18 protein-coding genes and 1 other RNA gene are annotated in these 18,963 nt (G+C 43.5%); 13 read left to right on the top strand and 6 right to left on the bottom strand.

Annotation, left to right across the window (positions count from 1 at the left end):
• The first annotated feature begins 67 nt into the window (after positions 1-67).
• From AC4IFT_RS15310 to dagF, 9 genes are all read left to right on the top strand, one after another.
• The gene (locus AC4IFT_RS15310; RefSeq protein WP_490733523.1) at positions 68-2,047 is read left to right on the top strand and encodes a BglG family transcription antiterminator; all 1,980 of its coding nucleotides are present in this window, start codon (positions 68-70) and stop codon (positions 2,045-2,047) included.
• A gap of 483 nt (positions 2,048-2,530) precedes the next feature.
• A complete protein-coding gene (locus AC4IFT_RS15305; protein WP_206083581.1) occupies positions 2,531-2,869 on the top strand; it encodes a transcriptional antiterminator in 339 nt (112 codons plus the stop codon).
• A gap of 31 nt (positions 2,870-2,900) precedes the next feature.
• Complete coding sequence (locus AC4IFT_RS15300) at positions 2,901-3,266, top strand: SFCGS family glycine-rich protein (RefSeq protein ID WP_206083580.1); 366 nt, start codon at positions 2,901-2,903, stop codon at positions 3,264-3,266.
• Entirely contained in the window at positions 3,266-3,562 is a 297-nt protein-coding gene (locus AC4IFT_RS15295) for a DUF4312 family protein (RefSeq protein ID WP_047756106.1), read from the top strand. Before AC4IFT_RS15300 ends, AC4IFT_RS15295 begins: the two co-directional genes overlap by 1 nt.
• 26 nt (positions 3,563-3,588) lie before the next feature.
• Positions 3,589-4,380 (top strand): DUF4311 domain-containing protein, encoded by a 792-nt coding sequence (locus tag AC4IFT_RS15290; RefSeq protein WP_206083579.1) that lies wholly within the window; start codon positions 3,589-3,591, stop codon positions 4,378-4,380.
• Positions 4,381-4,382: 2 nt separating this feature from the next.
• Complete coding sequence (locus tag AC4IFT_RS15285) at positions 4,383-5,033, top strand: DUF4310 family protein (protein ID WP_219244547.1); 651 nt, start codon at positions 4,383-4,385, stop codon at positions 5,031-5,033.
• A gap of 375 nt (positions 5,034-5,408) precedes the next feature.
• Complete coding sequence (locus AC4IFT_RS15280; RefSeq protein ID WP_490733403.1) at positions 5,409-6,548, top strand: amidohydrolase/deacetylase family metallohydrolase; 1,140 nt, start codon at positions 5,409-5,411, stop codon at positions 6,546-6,548.
• Positions 6,532-7,644, top strand: a complete 1,113-nt coding sequence (locus AC4IFT_RS15275) for a DgaE family pyridoxal phosphate-dependent ammonia lyase (RefSeq protein WP_490751750.1) — start codon at positions 6,532-6,534, stop codon at positions 7,642-7,644. Before AC4IFT_RS15280 ends, AC4IFT_RS15275 begins: the two co-directional genes overlap by 17 nt.
• A 1-nt stretch (position 7,645) precedes the next feature.
• Positions 7,646-8,386 carry a 2-dehydro-3-deoxy-phosphogluconate aldolase gene (dagF, locus tag AC4IFT_RS15270; RefSeq protein ID WP_490733407.1) on the top strand — a complete coding sequence of 247 codons (741 nt, stop codon included), beginning with the start codon at positions 7,646-7,648 and terminating at the stop codon, positions 8,384-8,386.
• A 134-nt stretch (positions 8,387-8,520) separates the two neighbouring features.
• On the opposite strand, the gene AC4IFT_RS15265 is transcribed toward dagF, so the two are convergent.
• The 3 genes from AC4IFT_RS15265 to rsmI form a co-directional block, all read right to left on the bottom strand.
• Complete coding sequence (locus tag AC4IFT_RS15265; RefSeq protein ID WP_490751748.1) at positions 8,521-9,591, bottom strand: 4Fe-4S binding protein; 1,071 nt, start codon at positions 9,589-9,591, stop codon at positions 8,521-8,523.
• 383 nt (positions 9,592-9,974) lie between these two features.
• Positions 9,975-10,348, bottom strand: an RNA gene (gene rnpB / locus AC4IFT_RS15260) — RNase P RNA component class A.
• Positions 10,349-10,441: 93 nt separating this feature from the next.
• On the bottom strand, positions 10,442-11,314 hold the full coding sequence (rsmI, locus tag AC4IFT_RS15255) for a 16S rRNA (cytidine(1402)-2'-O)-methyltransferase (RefSeq protein WP_490733411.1): 873 nt from the start codon (positions 11,312-11,314) through the stop codon (positions 10,442-10,444).
• 61 nt (positions 11,315-11,375) lie between these two features.
• Between rsmI and AC4IFT_RS15250 the strand changes: the two genes are divergently transcribed.
• The 4 genes from AC4IFT_RS15250 to dolP all read left to right on the top strand — a co-directional run bounded on the left by AC4IFT_RS15250 (position 11,376) and on the right by dolP (position 14,870).
• Positions 11,376-13,052: a penicillin-binding protein activator gene (locus AC4IFT_RS15250; RefSeq protein ID WP_490751746.1), complete on the top strand. Its 1,677-nt coding sequence runs from the start codon at positions 11,376-11,378 to the stop codon at positions 13,050-13,052.
• A gap of 48 nt (positions 13,053-13,100) precedes the next feature.
• On the top strand, positions 13,101-13,475 hold the full coding sequence (locus tag AC4IFT_RS15245) for a YraN family protein (protein WP_490733414.1): 375 nt from the start codon (positions 13,101-13,103) through the stop codon (positions 13,473-13,475).
• A gap of 219 nt (positions 13,476-13,694) precedes the next feature.
• Positions 13,695-14,285, top strand: a complete 591-nt coding sequence (gene diaA / locus AC4IFT_RS15240) for a DnaA initiator-associating protein DiaA (protein ID WP_004908326.1) — start codon at positions 13,695-13,697, stop codon at positions 14,283-14,285.
• 9 nt (positions 14,286-14,294) lie between these two features.
• Positions 14,295-14,870, top strand: coding sequence for a division/outer membrane stress-associated lipid-binding lipoprotein (gene dolP, locus AC4IFT_RS15235; RefSeq protein ID WP_047756668.1), 576 nt, complete (start codon positions 14,295-14,297; stop codon positions 14,868-14,870).
• Between the two features lie 63 nt (positions 14,871-14,933).
• Here dolP and mtgA read toward each other — a convergent pair whose 3' ends face one another.
• The 3 genes from mtgA to arcB form a co-directional block, all read right to left on the bottom strand.
• The gene (mtgA, locus tag AC4IFT_RS15230) at positions 14,934-15,656 is read right to left on the bottom strand and encodes a monofunctional biosynthetic peptidoglycan transglycosylase (RefSeq protein ID WP_490733417.1); all 723 of its coding nucleotides are present in this window, start codon (positions 15,654-15,656) and stop codon (positions 14,934-14,936) included.
• Between the two features lie 8 nt (positions 15,657-15,664).
• Positions 15,665-16,315 (bottom strand): isoprenoid biosynthesis glyoxalase ElbB, encoded by a 651-nt coding sequence (elbB, locus tag AC4IFT_RS15225; protein WP_490733419.1) that lies wholly within the window; start codon positions 16,313-16,315, stop codon positions 15,665-15,667.
• A gap of 232 nt (positions 16,316-16,547) precedes the next feature.
• Positions 16,548-18,893, bottom strand: coding sequence for an aerobic respiration two-component sensor histidine kinase ArcB (gene arcB / locus AC4IFT_RS15220; protein ID WP_490751744.1), 2,346 nt, complete (start codon positions 18,891-18,893; stop codon positions 16,548-16,550).
• Positions 18,894-18,963 lie beyond the last annotated feature (70 nt).

Raw genomic sequence — 18,963 nt, 5'->3', positions numbered from 1 at the left:
ATATCCTATATATTGACAAGCCTGTGATAGAGTCCAGCCATTAGTGAGTGAAAGATTTAACCATTTTTTGCTCAATGGCTTTTTTCGTTTTGATTTTAAAGGTGTTTTCGTGGCGCTATTCACTCAACAACGGCACAATCAAATTTTTGCCCAAATTCTCAATGAGGTCGTTCCTCAAGATGAACTTGCCAAGCGTTTTTCTGTTTCAACGCGGACAATCCGTTCTGATATCAATGAAATCAATGAGTTGATTGAAGAATATCACGCGCACATCGTGTATGAACGAGGGCGAGGCTATCGTTTAAAAGTTGAAGATGAAACCCTGTTTGCTACTTTTACACAACGCAGCGAAGAAGACAGCGCCATCCCCCGCACCAGCAAAGAGCGTATTGATGCGTTGCTATTGAAATTATTAATGTTATCCCTGCCGGTCAAGCTTGATGACATCGCAGAAGAGTGGTTTGTGAGTCGCGGTACCCTGCAACAAGATATGGGCGCAGTCAGGGAACAACTGCAAAAATACCAAATCGCACTGGAAAGTATTCCCCACCAAGGCATTCGCCTCAATGGCAGTGAATGGGCAATTCGCGCTTGTATGACGGAAACCTTATGGCGCCGTTATTCAGAGCAAATCACCCCTGATTTAACCACCTTCCACCCAGATAGCTTAGATAATTTGGATTTGACCTATATTGATAAAGTGCTTCATAACAGTATGAATCGCTTTGATATTCGTATCAGTAATGAAGGGCATCTCTACCTCGTTTTTAACTGTGCTGTGACCATTTTACGCATCACTCGAGGCCATGAACTCACCACTTCCGTCAAAAATGATGAAACGGAAGAGGTGATCCGCAAAGCTTGTGATGAAATCTCAAAAGGGCTAATTTACTTTTTAGGCAATGACCTTTCTAATGCAGAACTGAGTTACTTGCATGATCAAATTATTGCTCAGCGCATTAGCCACCAAGACTCTTCCACACAAAAAAGTGGCAGTCACAATGCGCTTTCAGAGCATATATTGAACTATATTAATGAGTTATATAATTATGACTTACGAAATGATGAAAAACTCAAAAAAGATCTCAACACGCATCTTGCTGCGTTGATCACCCGCTTGCAGTACCATATTTCCACGCCAAACCCACTATTATCGGATATAAAACAATACTATCCGTTCGCCTATGATGTCACGCTCAGTGCGTTAACCAGTGCGAGTAAGCAATTACTTCCTCACCCCATCAGTGAAGATGAACTGGGCTACCTTGCGGTTCATATTGGTGTGAGCCTTGAGCGTAACTATGGTGCTGGCTCGGTACGCCAAACTGAGGTTCTGGTTGTTACCGATGCGGGGAACTCAACGTTCCGTGTGGTTGAGTCCAAAATTATGCGCGAATTTCCACAATTGAAATTTAGCCGCGGGCTCACCTTGCAAGAATATGAATCGCTGAGTGAAGTGAGTGAGGATTTTGTGATCACAACGGTACGAATTTCTGAGAAAAATAAACCGGTTATCAAAATTGCGCCCTTCCCAACACCTTACCAGTTAGAACAAGTTGGGCGGCTCGCGATGGTGGATCAAACTCGCCCTTACATTATCGAACGCTTTTTTGACGAGCGATTTTTTATGGTGATTAACGAAAAAATCAGCCAAGAAGAGTTATTCCAAACCGTTTGCCATAAATTACAGCAAGAAGGCTACGTCACGCCTGAATTTTACCCGTCTTTGCAAGAACGCGAGTCCATTGTTTCCACCCTATTGGGTGAAGGTATCGCCCTCCCCCATTCGTTAGGTTTATTGGCAAACAAGACAGTTGTTGCTACGGTTGTTGCCCCTAAAGGCATTGAATGGAATAAAGAAACCAAAGAAAATGCCTATGTCATTTTCCTGCTCGCCATCAGTAAAACTGACTATGAAGAAGCAATGGCAATTTACGACTTATTCGTCACCTTTGTGAAGGAAAAAACCACCCGACGTCTGGTCAGCGTAAAAAACTTCAATGAATTCCAAATGATCGCCAAAGACAGCTTAGCAAGGGTGCTATAGCCCTCATGCAACTTCCACTTCAAGGTGGAAAAGTGGGAGTTGCTGCCTTTTACGTGATCCTAACCACAACTCTACGAAATCTTTTTCCCTTTATACTCGCTTGTTTTACGTGCTAAATGGCTAAGTGGAAACCATAATCGTCAGAAGTCACCTACGCTAATTTTTCATTTCCACTTTAATTTCCAATTATATTTTCCATTTCCAGTTATCACCCATAAAATATACTCGATTGATTTTATTAAAATTAATTCAAATCCCTCACCAATCCAATCATTTACCGATGATTGATTCATGTCAATTTTTCCACTTAACTTCCAAATAGGTTAAATAACAAACCAATTTCACTTAATTTAATTTCCAAATTATTTCCACTTCTAAGTGGAAATTCACTGCCTGCAAAAATTACCAATAAGCGTCTAATGTATAAGACATGAAGGAACAGAGTAGTTTAACTAGCAATATTACTTTGGATTTTAAATAGTTATGAGTGAATCAGTTGTCGTTTTTCAAATGTTAGAGCACGACCTTGATATTGATGAGGTCACACAAAAACTGCTGGCAGTGATTACTGACTGGCTCAAGCAAGAGGACTGCTACACCACCGATGTACAACAACAAATGTTGGAGTCTCATCTGCGTGCCATGGTAGCGAGAGCGAAAACTGGCGAGGCATTACCGGAGGTTGATATCAGTCTATTCGATGAGATTTCTCAACATTCGATTGCATTAGCTCAGCGGGTTGTCGATACGCTCCCCGGCTTAGCACCAGAAGAGACATATTTGCTTTCTGTTCACTTTGAAGTCGTTCGTTCAAATGATTAATTTTTAAGTTGTAGGATTGGAGAATATTTATATGAAACAGATCGTTATTGTGATCGGAGACCGTTTAGGTAAAGGGCAAAAAGTTGCTGCAGGCGTTGAAGCAGCTGGCGGTAAAGCGATTGTTGTACCGGGTGTGGCAGCCGATATGAAACTCGGTGATGTCATGAACGCAGAGCAAGCCGACCTTGGGATTTCATTTTGTGGCAGTGGCGGCGCAGGTGCTATCACCGCTCAAACCAAATATGGCTATAAAGCTCGTTATGGGATGCGCTCTATCGAAGAGGGAGAAACCGCCATTGCGGAAGGTTGCAATGTATTAGGTTTCGGTTTTATGGACAAGGAAGAGTTAGGCGAGCGCTTAGTTAAAGCATTTAATAAAAAATACGGCAACGCTTAATGAAAAAATCGATCGAAACGACAGTACGGGTGACAGGGCAAGGCGACACCAAGCAAAAAGCCATTGCGGACGCCTTAAATTCGATTCAAAAAACCGTACTGAAAAACAGCACAGACATCATCCTGCGGATAGAACCAAAGGATGTTGAGGTTGTTAGTGCTCACTCGCACTCGCGGACAGAAAAATTTCTATTCATCTTTTTGCCACGCAAACGTGAACATTTCCGTGTTGTACTCGACGTTTCGCTGGATGTTACCTTACTTTCTGTCAACGAAATACCATTTACAGAACAATAATAGCAATCAGGTCTGGAGTTAATTCCATGAGTGAAACTGCATCTTTTTTAGAAATATTGGGCATGTCCCTCATTATCGGTGGGCTCTGCGGCTTCGGTTTAGGCGCAGGCGCGGCACGTATGTTCCACGCACCAACTGTGCAAGGGATGGGGGCATTTCGTACATTGGGCGAACTTAACGCATGTGAAGGCGACCCAGCATCTCACTTCTCTTTCGGCTTAGGGTTCTTCTTTAACGCATGGGCATCGTCTGTTGCAGCGGGTGCGTTCACCCAAGACGTTGACCACCGTATCATTCCAAACTGGGGTGCCGCGGCACTGCTAACCAAAAACCGTAACGTAGCAGAAACCCTGCATAACCCGAAAAAAATGGCGATTGCCTGTGCCATCATCGGGGCATTCGTAGTGGCATTCTTAAATACTACCGCATCTGCGGTTCCTGCGGCACTGCAAACCACGGCAATTAACGTTCTTGTTCCTGCGGCAAACCTGCTGGTAAATACCGTGATGCCAGTTATTTTCTGGTTAGCGGCAATGGATGCAGGCCGTCGCTCTGGTTTCTGGGCAACGCTGTTCGGTGGTTGTGCTCAGTTAATCATGGGTAACGCTATCCCAGGTTTAGTATTAGGTATCCTGATTGGTAAAGGCGTTGATGACAACGGCTGGAACCGCATCACACGCACCATGATGATCACTGTCGTTCTGTTGTTCGTTCTGAGTGGCTTCTTCCGTGAATTTGACCTGAAGATGATCACCTCTTTCAACCTAGACAAACCATTGTGGCTTGAATACGTCCACGGACTGCTAAGCGGGAAATAATCATGACAACTGAAATTAATAAAGACGATTTTTGGTACGCAGAATGGTCATTCCCCATCTTTGTTGGGCTGCTATCAGCAGGGATCTTCGCGGGTACCCATATGTACGTGGTTTACGGGTTCGGCGCATTTAACGAAGTGGCGTTTGTCGCCATGTTACGTGCAGGGCTCGACACTGGGGTTTATGGTGCCGTCGCGGCATTCGGTGCGAGTTTCTTATTCGCTCGAATTATCGAAGGCTCACTGGTGGGGATTTTGGATATCGGTGGCGCACTACAAACCGGTATTGGCCTAGGTGTCCCTGCGCTGTTCCTCGCAGCAGGTTGGGATATCTTAGTCACTAACTTCTGGATTTCATTACTGACAGGGTTATTCCTTGGCGTGCTAATCGGCTTACTGATTGTGTTTGCGCGTAAGTTCACCATTGCTCAAGCCAACTCAACCTTTGGTGCTGACGTCATGATGGGTGCGGGTAATACTTCAGGTCGATTCTTAGGCCCGTTAATTATCTTAGCCGCAATGGCCGCTTCCATTCCAATCGGGATAGGTTCACTGATTGGCGCCCTGATCTTTTACGTCTGGCAAAAACCGGTTGCCGGTGGGGCAATTTTAGGCGCGATGTTATTCGGTTATTTCTTCCCTATCGCTGCTTAACACGTATTTTCCCGGGGTATATGCCCCGGGTCACAAAATAGCATGACGTAAAAACGGGGTCAGATACAACAGCACTGCGGTTTGCATCATTTAGAACACACTTTTAAGCATGGTCTAAATAATTCAAATTGCGACTAGGCGGCAAATGAACACATACATCAGTATGTGATTAGGACTCTAAAAACTGCAATTCGCATCATTTAGAACACGCATTTAAGCATACTCTAAATAATTCAAATTGCGGCTAGGCGGCAAACGACGATATCCCTATGAGCATACACCAGTATGTGACTAGGGTAGCGCAAGAGCAGCCAACAACGCTGCGGTTTGAAGTATGACGAGTATGACGAGCACCGAAAATAAAGAAGGCAACTTATGTACACACTCATCATCAAACACGGTAAACGTATCGATGGCACGATTATCGATATTCTGATTAAAGACGGAAAAATCGAGGCGGCAGGTCCTGAGTTAGCCTGTAACCAACAAGCTGACAAAGTCATTGACCTGAAAGGGAAAACCTATGTCAGCGCGGGATGGATTGATTCTCATGCACACTGTTTTGCCGAGTCACCTATCTACTTTGATGACCCCGATTTAGCAGGCGCTGCGGGCGGTGTGACCTCACTGGTTGATGCTGGGAGTGTCGGTGCTGACGATATTGATAAATTTCACCAATTAACCAAAAAGTCCAAAACCAACGTCTTTTCTTTGTTGAATATTTCACGCATTGGCATCATCGCACAAAATGAATTGTCCGATATGAACAACATCAACGAAGCGTGTTTCCAAGAAGCTATCGAACGCCACCAAGGCTTTGTGGTGGGAATGAAAGCGCGTATGAGTAAAAGCGTTGTGGGTGAGAATGGCATTGCGCCGCTCGTTAAAGCCAAAGAGATGCAGAAAAAACACCATCTTCCATTGATGGTGCATATCGGCAATAACCCACCAGATATTGATGAAGTGGCTGACTTACTAACACGAGGCGACATCATCACTCACTGCTTTAATGGCAAACCAAACAAAATTTTAGGCGATGATGGCTACCTTAAACCCTCCATTGCCCGGGCACTGGCACGAGGCGTCATTTTAGATGTTGGTCATGGCGGTGAAAGCTTTAGCTTTAAAGTGGCCGAGCAAGCCATGCGCATCGGTACATACCCAGACATTATCAGCTCCGATATTTACCATCGTAATCGCGTGAATGGCCCCGTTTACAGCCTTGCATTTGTGATGACTAAATTCCTGTGCATGGGCTTTAGCGCTGAGCAAATTTTACGTTGTGTGACTGAAAAAGCCGCTAGCTTCTTATCGCTCCCAGCTAAAGGGTATTTAAGACCCGGTTTCGATGCAGACATTACGTTGTTTGATCTGAAAGAAGAACAAACTGAACTCACTGACGCAGAAGGCGAACACCGTGTAGGTACACACCGCTTTGTACCTATTGCCGCTATCGTTGGTGGTAAACATATTATTCATGCACAAGGCGAATCTGAACATGCAATCGATTTATGAGAAGTATCAGTTAAAACACGTTATCAACGCATCTGGCCGCATGACCATACTCGGCGTATCAACACCGACGCCTGAAGTTGTTGAGCGTGTTGCTTACGGGCTTAATAATTACTTTGAAATTAAAGACTTAGTTAATAAAACAGGTGAATACATCGCCAATTTGCTGAACGTCGAAGCCGCTGTCGTGGTGTCTTGCGCCTCAGCAGGTATTGCCCAAGCGGTTGCGGGTGTGATTGTGCAGGACGATGATGATTTATTGTTGAACCTGCATTCCTCAGAAAAAGTTGTTCCACGTGAAATTATTTTACCCAAAGGGCATAACGTCAACTTTGGTGCACCTGTCGACACAATGGTGTCTTTAGGGGGCGGAAAGGTGATTGAAGCTGGCTTTGCAAACGAATGCAGCGCCGCGCAATTAGCCGCAAAAATCACCCCAAATACGGCTGCGATTCTGTATATCAAATCCCATCATACTGTACAAAAAAGCATGTTAACCGTCGAACAAGCGGCCAAAGTGGCACATGACCACCAGCTGCCATTGATTGTTGATGCAGCCGCAGAAGAAGAGTTAACCGCGTATTACCAAGCGGGTGGCGATATTGTGATTTACAGTGGCGCAAAAGCCATTGAAGGGCCAACCAGTGGCTTAGTTGTTGGTAAAAAACAGTATGTTGAGTGGGTAAAACGCCAAAGCCAAGGTATTGGCCGTGCGATGAAAGTCGGCAAAGAAGGCATTTTGGGCTTAACCCTTGCTATCGAACAATACTTAACTGCGCAAAAAGAAACGGGTGCGGAAATGGTCACGCGAATGACGAAGTTTATCAGTGACCTCAATGCCATTAAGGGCATTTCAGCTCAAGTCGTCTGGGATGCCGCAGGCCGCGACATCGCCCGTACCGAAATCAGCTTCGATGAAAAAGCGATTGGCAAAACAACCTACCAAATTATGGCTGACTTAAAACAAGGCGATACCGCTATTTACTTCCGTGAATATAAAGCCAACGAAGGGAAAGTTGAAGCGGATATCCGCAGTGTCAGTACTGAACAACTTGATGTTATTGCAAAGAATATTCGTTTGTTAGTAGAAGGAATTTAAGATGAAATTGTCACCGAATTTTTACCGTGACCGCGTTTGTTTAAATGTGTTGGCAGGTAGCCACCAAAATGCCAAAGATATCTATGCCGCCGCAGAAACCTTTGTTGTTGTCGGTGTGTTATCGAAAAACTACCCTGACTTAGACAGTGCTATCGCCGATATGCGCATTTATGCCAAAGAAACCGATAATGCATTATCTGTGGGCTTAGGTGCAGGTGATCCGAACCAATCCACAATGGTCTCCTTGATTTCAAAAGAAATTCAACCGCAACACGTCAACCAAGTGTTTACAGGAGCACCAATCAGCCGTGCTTTACTCGGCCAAAATGAAACGTTTGTAAATGCGCTGATTTCCCCAACAGGCACAATTGGAATGGTCAAAATTTCCACAGGCCCGCTTAGCTCTAAAGCCCCTGATGGCATCGTTCCTATTGAAACTGCAATTATGATGCTAAAAGATATGGGCGCAGATTCTGTTAAATTCTTCAATATGAAAGGGTTAACCTATATTGAAGAATATAAAGCCATCGCCAAAGCCTGTGCAAAATTTGATTTTTCTTTAGAGCCGACTGGGGGGATTGATTTAGATAATTTTGCCGAAATTTTGCAAATCGCCCTCGATGCAGGCGTGAAGAAAATCATTCCTCATATTTATAGTTCTATTATTGATAAAGATACGGGTGATACGCGCCCAGAAGATGTGCGTCAATTATTGCAGATGGTTAAGCAAGCGGTTAATTGATGTGTTAAAAGCAGTAAAAAGCAGTCAGAAAATAAATATAAGCGAGACGTTACAAACAGAGTCATTGTGACAAAATGACCAAAACAACAAATGCCCCACTCATCCAGTATGTGTGGGGCTTTTTTCATTCTCTATTAATGACCTATGCTTCGTGCATTCGGTATAATATGAAACCAATAATTATCTGGCACAGGGCTATCCCATACCCCAAAGAAAGCAGCAATACCAATCATGATAAATAAGATTGCCAAGGTCAAAGCCGCCATGACAATCCCCGATAACGGAAATTGGCGTTTTTGCGTGGGTATTTGCAGCGAAAAATCCAGCGTAGACGCAACAGGGCAAGACTCCACACAGGTCATACACCCCGTGCACTCTACCGTTCTTACCTTGATAAGCTTATCCACCGGAATGCGCGATGGGCAGTTTTTCGCACATTTTCCACAATCAATGCAACTTTCTACATTACGGCGAATTATAACGGGTGAAAGTAGTGAAAATAGCCCCAACAGCGCGCCATAAGGGCAGAGATAACGGCACCAAGCATTACGAATAAATAAGCTCAGCACCACCAAAACTACCACGCTAATCAATGCAAAGTCGCTAATATGGCGAAAAAAATCCAACATTTTGACGTCAATAATGATCCCATAAGGCGACATCATAAAGTATTGGATCATCTGCGCTGACATAGAAAATGCAATATAAAGAAAGAAGCTTAACAGCACATACTTTAGGCCTCGTAGGGGAATATCGAGCCATTTAGGGAGATTGATTTGATAACGAAACAGCTTCTGTCCTAATTTCCCTGTATATTCCGATATCGTTCCTATTGGGCACATCCATGAACAAAAGGATTTTTTCAACAGTAAACTAATAAGAATAAACGCCACTAACAGAAACATCGACGCCCCATGAATCGACGGAAAGCTTCCTGTTTCTAATGTGTATTTGACATTCATTAACCCTGCGATAGGCAGCCAGCCTTCAATCCCTCCCGGGCGTGGCAGATACAGCGTTTCGCCCCCAGTTTCAAAATAACGTACCCAGTAATAGAAGGTAATACCGATATAAAGGTTTATCGCCAACAGGATAATTTGGACTATTTTTCGCCACATCGAGGCATTTCGCCAGTCATTCCAAGGGAGCTTACCGCCCACTGTACCGGGACGTCGCATGTAGCGAATATGAGGTTTCTTTGCCATCTAGCCTATCTCTTTAACATGCATTTTAAATACCATTATTGTATTTACATATTTAAAGAGCGTATTGATTTGCATCAGGGGCTGATGACGTTAATAGTTTGACTCAACAAAATAATGAAGGCAGCTCAGAAAAGAAAAATATGACTTTTTCTTCTAATTTCAGATTTTTTCTAAATAATTCGAGTTGTGCCAAGGCGGCAAAATGAGGAAATCCCTAGGAGCATACACCAGTATGTGACTAGGGTTGACGAATGAAGCCAACACAGGCACAGCTTGAAGTATGACGAAAAAAAGGAGCATACACCAGTATGTGACTAGCGTTGCTGAATGAAGCTAACGCTGTGACAGCGCTAAATATGACGAAAAAAGAAGTATGACGAAAAAATGGGAGTTGGCCGATAAGCCGGGTTCTGTCGTGGACAACCATTCATCTAGGCCAGCACTTGCGCACTGGCTCCAGCAACCTACCCGAGTTCAATGCGGGCCGCACCATATGAACCCCTATTTGGTCTTGCTCCGGGTGGAGTTTACCGTGCCACGAACTGTTGCCAGTCGCGCGGTGCGCTCTTACCGCACCCTTTCACCCTTACCTGATCCTGTAAACAGGCCATCGGCGGTTTGCTCTCTGTTGCACTAGTCGTAGGCTTGCGCCTCCCAGACGTTATCTGGCACCCTGCCCTATGGAGCCCGGACTTTCCTCCCCTCTACCCGTCTCCCGAAGGGACTACGATAAAGCAGCGGTTGTCTGGCCAACTCCGCGGCGAATTATAGGCACTTTGCTACGGCTTGTACAGACTTTCAGGCAGGCAATTGACGACTTAAGCCCTTGATAGCGCTATTTGCTTAAAAATCATTCATCACCTTGATTATCTAACATCAATTTATACAGCATATTTTTCTTTAAGCCGTAAATTTCTGCGGTGATCGCCGCGGCTTTTTTCGGTGGCAGCTCTTTTTGCAGCAAATTAAGTGTGCGGATAGCATCTGGTGAAATCGCTGAATCATCTTCAGGCTTCTTATAACCCTCAACAATTAATACCATTTCCCCGCGATGACGGTTTTCATCTTCTTTCACCCAAGCCAATAACTCACCCACAGGGCGCCCTTCAATAGACTCCCATGTTTTGGTGATTTCACGAGCTAAAACAACATGGCGATCTGGCCCCCAGACTTCCACCATATCTGCTAAACTGTCTAGTAGACGGTGGGTTGATTCATAAAAAATCAGCGTGCGTGGTTCTTGTTCAAGTGATTGCAAGACATCTTTCCGACCTTTTGTTTTTGCAGGCAAAAAGCCTTCATAACAAAAACGGTCTGATGGTAAACCCGCGGCTGATAGTGCAGTAATTGCCGCGCAAGCTCCGGGTAAAGGTACGACTCGAATACCAGCTTCACGGCAACGATTGACCAAATGATAACCCGGATCATTAATTAAAGGTGTACCTGCATCTGAGACTAATGCGATACTATCACCTTGATGAAGTCTGCTAATTAATTGATCTGCCTTTTGCTGTTCATTATGATCATGCAGAGCAAACAGTCGTGCATTTATCGCGAAATTTTGCAATAAAATGCCTGAGTGCCGAGTGTCCTCTGCCGCAATTAGGTCAACATGTTTAAGAACATCCAACGCGCGCTGCGTGATGTCGCCCATATTCCCAATCGGTGTTGGGACGATATACAGCGTGGATGCCATAACCACAGCTTGATTAGGTTGGTTCATTGTTTCATCCGAATAGCCGGTTTAAAATTAAGCAATTGAAAAATACACCATTGGATACAGTATGCGTCCTTCAATTTTTTTGCATTTGAAAAAAGGGTTAATCTGCACAGCAATGCTGTCCACATTTGCACTCTCTGGGTGCCAAATTGTCTCAGATTATTTCCCTTCCACCCAAAAAACACCTGAGCAAAGTACGTCCGATGCCAACAGCTACCAAGCTATCATTGATGCGGCTCAAGGCAAACCTTCTCTGGAAGCACTTCGTGCTTACATTAACCAAGAACCATTATTAACGACAGCAGCTGAGCGCCAAGCTAACATCGATGGATTATGGAAGATGTTAACACAATTGACGCCAGATCAGATTCACGGAATTGGCGCAGAGGAAAATAATCTTCAAGGCTGGGTTGATCTTCTCGATATTTATCAAAATAACCAAGATGACCCTGATGCCCTTCGTGCTGGCTTTAATGACTGGAAAATGCGTTACTCAAGCAACCCAGGGGCGACTTTAGCTCCGACTCAGCTTATCCAAGCGATGCTACCTCGCGTTGGTGGTAGCCCGAAAATTGCCTTATTCCTGCCAATGAGTGGTCAAGGCAAAGTGTTTGGTCAAGCCATCATGCAAGGGTTTATGGATGCACAAAAAGGTATCCCCCAAGGTGCAGCGACACCAGCAAGAACAGCGCCACAACCAAGTAGTGGCAACGATGTTCTAGACCAAATTTACGCAGAAGTTGCAAATACGGCTGGTGGCACATCGACTGATACAGATATCGTCACATCCAGCCTACGCATTGATGCTACCCCTGTTAACACCCAAACCATCAAAGTGTTTGATACAACAGGCAAACAAATGCCTCAATTACTCGAACAAGCGAAGAACGAAGGTTTCAACCTTGTTGTCGGCCCATTATTGAAAAACGACGTGCAAACTATTGCACAAATGGGTGCTCCCGTTAGCGTATTGGCATTGAACGAATTAGATGCCAATCAATTGCAACCACGTCCAAATCTTTGCTACTTCTCGCTTTCCCCTGAAGATGAAGCGCAAAATGCGGCGGCGTATATGAAAGCACAAGGCAAACAAATGCCATTGGTTTTAGTGCCTGCTAATGCGTTTGGGGATAGGGTAGCCAAAGCCTTCGCTCAAGGGTGGCAGTCAAAAGGTGGAGGAGCCGTATTAATGCAAACCTTCGGTTCAGTACCTTCTTTAAAAGAATCCATTAATCGTGGTGCTGGGATCCGCATGGCGGGAACCCCCGTTAATACAGGCAACCAGTTAGACGGTGCGAGTGGCGCAATTGATTCTGTTTATATCGTTGCAACACGCGATGAACTCACGCTGATTAAACCAATGATAGAAATGGCAATCAGCTCTCGTTCTCGCCCTGCACTATACACGAGCTCTCGCAGCAACCAAGCAGGTTCAGGCGCAGACTACCGTTTTGAAATGGATGGCGTAAAATTCAGCGAGATCCCGCTGCTTGCAGGTGCAAATAATAACCTACGTAAGCAAGCGCAACAAAAACTCAGCAATGATTATTCATTATTCCGTTTATATGCGATGGGGATTGATGCATGGTCATTAGCGAATAATTACGACAAACTGCAACAAGCAGGGCAAGTGAGGATCAACGGCGCCTCGGGAACATTGAGTACACAGGCTAACTGCGTGGTATTTCGTGAATTGCCATGGCTACAGTTTAAACAAGGGCAAGTTGTCCCTGCTCAGTAAAATTAAAGATAAGCCATCAGGATGATGGCTTTTTCAGACAAGGACGTCATGAAAGCAATTCAAAAACCCTTAAGATGGCTAACAGGCCGATATTACGAAAATCAGGCTCTCTCCTTCCTGAAAAAACAGGGGCTAACTTTTATTGAACGCAATGCCAGAAATCGAGGTGGGGAAATTGACCTCATTATGCGTGATAAAACAGGTTGGGTATTTGTTGAAGTGCGATTTCGCAAAAATTGTGATTACGGTGATGCACTTTTATCAGTAAACTGGCATAAACGTAGAAAATTATTAGCCGCAGCCAAGGTTTGGCTCGCACAACGGCAAGAGAGTTTCGAAACCAGTGCCTGTCGATTTGATATTTGTGCCATTACGGGCAATCAATTCGAATGGATACAAAACGCCTTTAATGAAGAGAGTTAATATTCGTCAGCGAGCTATTGTATCCTTTACCAATAGCGATTGCAGTCAACACCGCGACAGTACGGACATGACGGGTTTACCCTAAATAATTCGTGCTGTCGCAAGGCGACAAATGAGCTAATCCTATGAGCATACAAAAGTATGTGATTAGGATGAGCGTTGCAGTCAACACAGCGACAGTGCGAAGAATGACGGGTAAATTTTTACAGGAAAAAACCAGTGCTAGATAGAATAAAAGTCTGCTTCACCGAAAGCATTCAAACTCAAATTGCAGCCGCCGAGGCGCTGCCCGATGCGATTTCAAGAGCCGCAATGATGATGGTTCAGTCTTTACTTAATGGCAACAAAATTTTATGTTGTGGTAATGGTGCATCAGCGGCTACTGCACAACGTTTTGCTGCTAGCATGATCCATCGGTTTGAAACCGAACGCCCCAGCCTTCCTGCTCTTGCGCTCAATACGGATAATGCCGTGCTTACTGCTATTTCTGGAAGTAAACAGCCTTCTGAAATTTACGCGAAGCAAGTTAGAGCACTAGGGCAACATGGTGATGTTTTAATGGCTATTTCTACCCATGGTAATAGTAGCGATATTATTAAAGCGGTTGAAGCAGCTGTCACTCGAGATATGACCATTGTCGCCCTTACTGGCTACGATGGTGGAGAGCTTGCGGGGCTACTTGGCCCACAAGATGTTGAAATTCGTATTCCTTCTCAGCGCAGTGTTCGAATTCAAGAAGTTCATCTTCTTACTGTAAATTGTCTATGTGATCTTATAGATAATACTCTTTTCCCCCATCAGGATGATTAAGGAGACAAAATGCGATTAATACCCATTTTTGCCATAGTAATCAGTACGATCCTTTTACAAGGCTGTATTGGTGCCGCTGTTGTTGGTTCCGCAGCGGTTGCCACTAAGAGTGCTTCTGACCCACGAACTGTTGGTCAACAGGTTGATGATGGCACACTCGAAGCTCGTGTCAGTGGGCAGCTTAATAAAGACAAAGAAATCACAGGTAAGGCTCGTATTATTGCCACTGCTTATAAAGGTAATGTGCTATTAACTGGACAGAGCCCTGATATGTCATGGGCTGAACGTGCTAAGCAAATTGCCTCTAATGTTGATGGCACTGTATCAGTTTATAATGAGGTACGTAGCGGTGAGCCTGTCGATTTAGGCACTGCCTCAAAAGATACGTGGCTAACAACTAAAGTAAAATCCAAAATTTTGGCCAGTGACAGTGTCAAATCAGGCAGTGTAAAAGTCATCACTGAAAATGGAGAGGTTTTTTTACTTGGCGTATTAACAAGACAAGAAGGTGATGCTGCGGCTAAAATCGCCAGCGAGACAGATGGCGTCCGTCGAGTAACGACTGCTTTCACTTATCTTAATTAATCATAAACAATAATATATCCGAATAAGAATAAGAGCCATCAGTGAAAAACTATGGCTTTTTTCTTATTCAGACAAAACATCGTTTACTTTCAGAAAATTCTTACCACCCAAAAGGTGCATCTGGTTCAGTATCCACGCCTGCCGCTTCAAGACATAAGAAGATGGTGTTTTTACACTATAGCGATGTGGATTTGGAAGAACTGCCGCTAAAAGTGCAGCTTCACTCATCGAAAGCTTACTGGCAGGCTTATTGAAGAATTTATTTGAGGCTTCTTCAACACCAAAAACCCCCTCACCAAACTCCGCAATGTTTAGATAAACAGTCAATATCCTCTGCTTAGACCACATAAGCTCCATTACTGGTGTTATTAATGTCTCTAAGCCCTTTCTAATCCAGCTTCTTCCATCCCATAACCATAAGTTTTTAACGGTCTGCTGAGAGATTGTTGAAGCCCCTCTAATTGATTGTTTATTGTTCGCATTATGCTTGTAAGCGCGTTCAATTGCATCAAGATCAAAACCCCAATGATGTGGAAAATTTTGATCTTCTGATGCGATAACCGCTAAATAAATATACGGAGAGATCTGATTTTCATTTGCCCAAGTAGAGTTTGAAACATAAGAAAAGTTTAAGCTTAACCACGCACTTATTTGCCGTTCGGCCATGACCGCAGAGAATGGCACGGGTACATATTTAAAAATGATGACAGTACAAAACCACACCACAAGTAATGAAAATGTGATCTTCTTTAACCCATGCCACAACCTAGAAACAATAGTTAGCATTCAAATAATCACGCCATTTCCAATACTTTCTCAACAAGCTTATTAATCCCTATATTTGCTTCAGAAATTGATTGTGCCAGCATATAAGCAGGGGTTGTGACAACTCGGTTAACTTCATCAACAACAATGTCATCAACAGGACATTTGATGTGTTTTCCCCCCATACTTTCTATTTGGGCAATCGTTTCACTATCATCACCAATAGTTAATTCTACTGATGTATTTAACATTTTTGGCAGCATTACAGGTGCAATACACATCAGTCCTAGCGGCTTTTTCTGTTGGTGCATTTGGCGAACTAAACTTAATAGTTCTTTATTAATTTCACAGTCACTGCCTTTGACAGCAAAATTACATAAATTTTTTGCAGCGCCAAAACCACCAGGAATGATGAGCGCATCAAGCTTAGAGGCATCAGCAGAGGATAAAGGGGATATTTTTCCACGTGTAATACGCGCAGACTCTTCTAATTGATTGCGTTTTTCTGTTTTTTCGTTTCCATTTACATGATTTATAACAGTAGGTTGCAATTCATCAGGTGCAAAAAAATGAACCTCAGCATTATTTTGATTCAAAGCTAACATAGTCAATACTGACTCATGAACCTCGCTTCCATCAAATACACCACAGCCACTTAAAATAACCGCAATTGATTTCATATCTTGCTCCATTTGTAGTAAATTATCTCTCAAGCGATAAAGCAGGCAAACATCAATCTTCATCACAGATTTTAATGAATCTTGTAACAGATTCGCTAAATTTTGGTATCTTGATGTTATTGTTTACCGCGATCTACCTAATTTAATGATTTGCCTAGAATGAAAACCACATGCAAATCAACGATTTCCCTGGTGTTGGCGCAGTATTCGCGCACCCCAACTTCGGTTGGGGTTATTTTTTTGTGCGCTCATCAACCCAGTTTCTTAAAGTTTCTATATCGCCTTTCCAATCCTGTTTTAGTTCATCCACCCACTCTTGGACATTATCCCACCAAGCAGGTAAATCAGGGGATTGGATTTGCTGAGCAATTTTCTGTAAGTTCCTTAAGCCAACAGAACCCGCTGCGCCTTTAATCTTATGAGCCTCTTCTACGATGCCCTTTTGATCCTTTGCAACCATATTTGAGTCGAGAATAGCTAAGTAACCTGGTAGCATTTTTTCAAATACTTCTAACCCGTCATAAATTAATTTAGGGCCAACCAATTCAATATATTGCTCCAACATGTCACAATCTAATCTTGACTCATCGACTGGTGACTCCTGAGATTCACGTTGAGATCCTTCAGAATATGAAGCCTGTTCACCCCAGAATTGCTCAATAATTTGGGTCAGTGCCGGCACAGATAATGGTTTACTTAAAACACCATCCATCCCCGCATCAAAGTATTCTTTTTTATCTTTAAGCACATTTGCTGTCAGTGCGATAAGTGGTGGTAAGTCCTCTTTACCATATTGCTGTTTCAGTTGCCTTGAAATATCCAGCCCTGTCATATCTGGTAACTGAATATCTAATAGAACTAAATCATATTCACCAGGTGAGAACATGGATAATGCCTCTTTACCTGTCATTGCGACATCAACCGTATTCCCCAAGTTTTCTAATACAGAGCGCGCCACAACGACGTTTAGCTCGATATCTTCCACTAAAAGAATATGTAACGCGGGTAGCGGGTAGTCATCTTCACTTTCTTCAAATTCAATGACATCTTCTTCAACGACTGGGGCGATAATTGACAAGGTAAATGTTGAACCTTCACCAATTTGGCTTTCAACTTGAATATCACCCCCCATATTTTGTGCTAGTCGTCGGGATACAGAAAGTCCAATCCCCGTTCCTGTTGCAGGTTTACCACCAGCAGAATCTGTTACTTGGTAGTACATCGCAAAAATTTTATCTAGCTCATCTTGAGGGATCCCAATTCCACTATCTTGGACTCTAAAAAACAATTTATTTTCAGATTCTTGCCAGATACTTAGTTTCACTTCACCTTTTTGGGTGAATTTGACCGCATTACCAATTAAATTCCACAATATTTGACGTAGACGCGTTCCATCCGTAAGCACTTTTTTAGGCAACGCAGGGGCAACATCCATGACAAATTTTAAGCCTTTAGGCTGGACTAATAAGCCACTTAAATTTTCAAGATCATTCACAAACTCAGATAATGCGATTGGCTGGTTATCCAACTGAACTTTACGGCGTTCAATTTTATCCATCTCAATGACATCATTAAAAATATTTCCTAAAGTCACAGCACTGACATGAATTGTTTTTAAATAGCTAGATTGTTCCGAAGTGAGATCGGTGTCTAATAGAATTCGGCTTAAACCTACAATGCCGTTAAGGGGAGTACGAAGCTCATGGCTGATCGTTGAAATAAATGTGGTCTTCTCCCTACTCGCGTTCTCTAACGCTTCTTGGTAGCGCTTACGCTCGGTTATATCACGCCCAAAGCCCATAAGGCCGTGTCTTTTACCCACGCGATCATAAAATGGCACTTTTCGTAGTTCAAAACAGGCTTTTCGCCCATCGGGATAAACCAGCCATTGTTCGTAAGTCAGTGAAACATTGTGACGAAACACTTTTTCATCGGTTTCCATCACTTTGGAGGCAATTTCCACATCATAAATATCTAGCGGAGTCAGCCCAACTAAGTGTTTTTCACTTTTCCCCGTTAGCAGTTCCATTGCCCTATTACAGCCCGAAAATTCGTTATTTTCATTGCGGTAATAAACCAAGTCAGGGGAGGCATCAAGGAATGAGCGTAACAACACAGATTGTTGCTCAAGTTCAATTTGAGTGAGTTCACGGTATTTCATTTCTTGCTTGAGTTGCTCAAGTAGCTCTAAATGTGCGCGTTCCGCTTTTTCACGTTCAAGTATTTCAAGGTTGAGTTGCTCTATATTCCCTTGTAACTGCGTATTTAATTCAGCATCACGCTTACGCATGACCTCGAGTTTATCGACCATACGTGATAATCGTTGTCGCGACTCTTCAAGTTGTTCGACCACAACGGAAAGAAAATAGACCGCAAGCGGGGTGATAATAAGCCCAAAGAAAATAGAACCTACCATATCCAAGCTATCGACGTGCCCACGCAAGAATATTGTGACTGCCATTTGCATGATCATGGCCAAGACAACAAGTGCAGAAGCCAGTAACAGCGAAAACCGTACCAACCCGAGTTTCATCATCAAATCGACATAGTATTGCGCAAGGCCGCGAAGTACTTTCATAACCACCCCTTAGTAAAATTCTCTTTGAATCATATATCAAACAGGGCAGATTCGGATGTTTATTAATGCA

The organism is Providencia sp. UF-183 (assembly GCF_058246155.1).
Note: the sequence above shows the minus strand (reverse complement) of the source record. Positions and strands in the feature narration are given on the sequence as shown.

Coding starts and splice junctions, on each gene's coding strand:
- AC4IFT_RS15305 (WP_206083581.1), top strand. CDS start 2,531: ATGAGTGAATCAGTTGTCGTTTTTCAAATGTTAGAGCACGACCTTGAT.
- AC4IFT_RS15300 (WP_206083580.1), top strand. CDS start 2,901: ATGAAACAGATCGTTATTGTGATCGGAGACCGTTTAGGTAAAGGGCAA.
- AC4IFT_RS15295 (WP_047756106.1), top strand. CDS start 3,266: ATGAAAAAATCGATCGAAACGACAGTACGGGTGACAGGGCAAGGCGAC.
- AC4IFT_RS15290 (WP_206083579.1), top strand. CDS start 3,589: ATGAGTGAAACTGCATCTTTTTTAGAAATATTGGGCATGTCCCTCATT.
- AC4IFT_RS15285 (WP_219244547.1), top strand. CDS start 4,383: ATGACAACTGAAATTAATAAAGACGATTTTTGGTACGCAGAATGGTCA.
- AC4IFT_RS15280 (WP_490733403.1), top strand. CDS start 5,409: ATGTACACACTCATCATCAAACACGGTAAACGTATCGATGGCACGATT.
- AC4IFT_RS15275 (WP_490751750.1), top strand. CDS start 6,532: ATGCAATCGATTTATGAGAAGTATCAGTTAAAACACGTTATCAACGCA.
- dagF (WP_490733407.1), top strand. CDS start 7,646: ATGAAATTGTCACCGAATTTTTACCGTGACCGCGTTTGTTTAAATGTG.
- AC4IFT_RS15265 (WP_490751748.1), bottom strand. CDS start 9,591: ATGGCAAAGAAACCTCATATTCGCTACATGCGACGTCCCGGTACAGTG.
- rsmI (WP_490733411.1), bottom strand. CDS start 11,314: ATGAACCAACCTAATCAAGCTGTGGTTATGGCATCCACGCTGTATATC.
- AC4IFT_RS15250 (WP_490751746.1), top strand. CDS start 11,376: ATGCGTCCTTCAATTTTTTTGCATTTGAAAAAAGGGTTAATCTGCACA.
- AC4IFT_RS15245 (WP_490733414.1), top strand. CDS start 13,101: ATGAAAGCAATTCAAAAACCCTTAAGATGGCTAACAGGCCGATATTAC.
- dolP (WP_047756668.1), top strand. CDS start 14,295: ATGCGATTAATACCCATTTTTGCCATAGTAATCAGTACGATCCTTTTA.
- mtgA (WP_490733417.1), bottom strand. CDS start 15,656: ATGCTAACTATTGTTTCTAGGTTGTGGCATGGGTTAAAGAAGATCACA.
- elbB (WP_490733419.1), bottom strand. CDS start 16,315: ATGAAATCAATTGCGGTTATTTTAAGTGGCTGTGGTGTATTTGATGGA.
- arcB (WP_490751744.1), bottom strand. CDS start 18,893: ATGAAAGTACTTCGCGGCCTTGCGCAATACTATGTCGATTTGATGATG.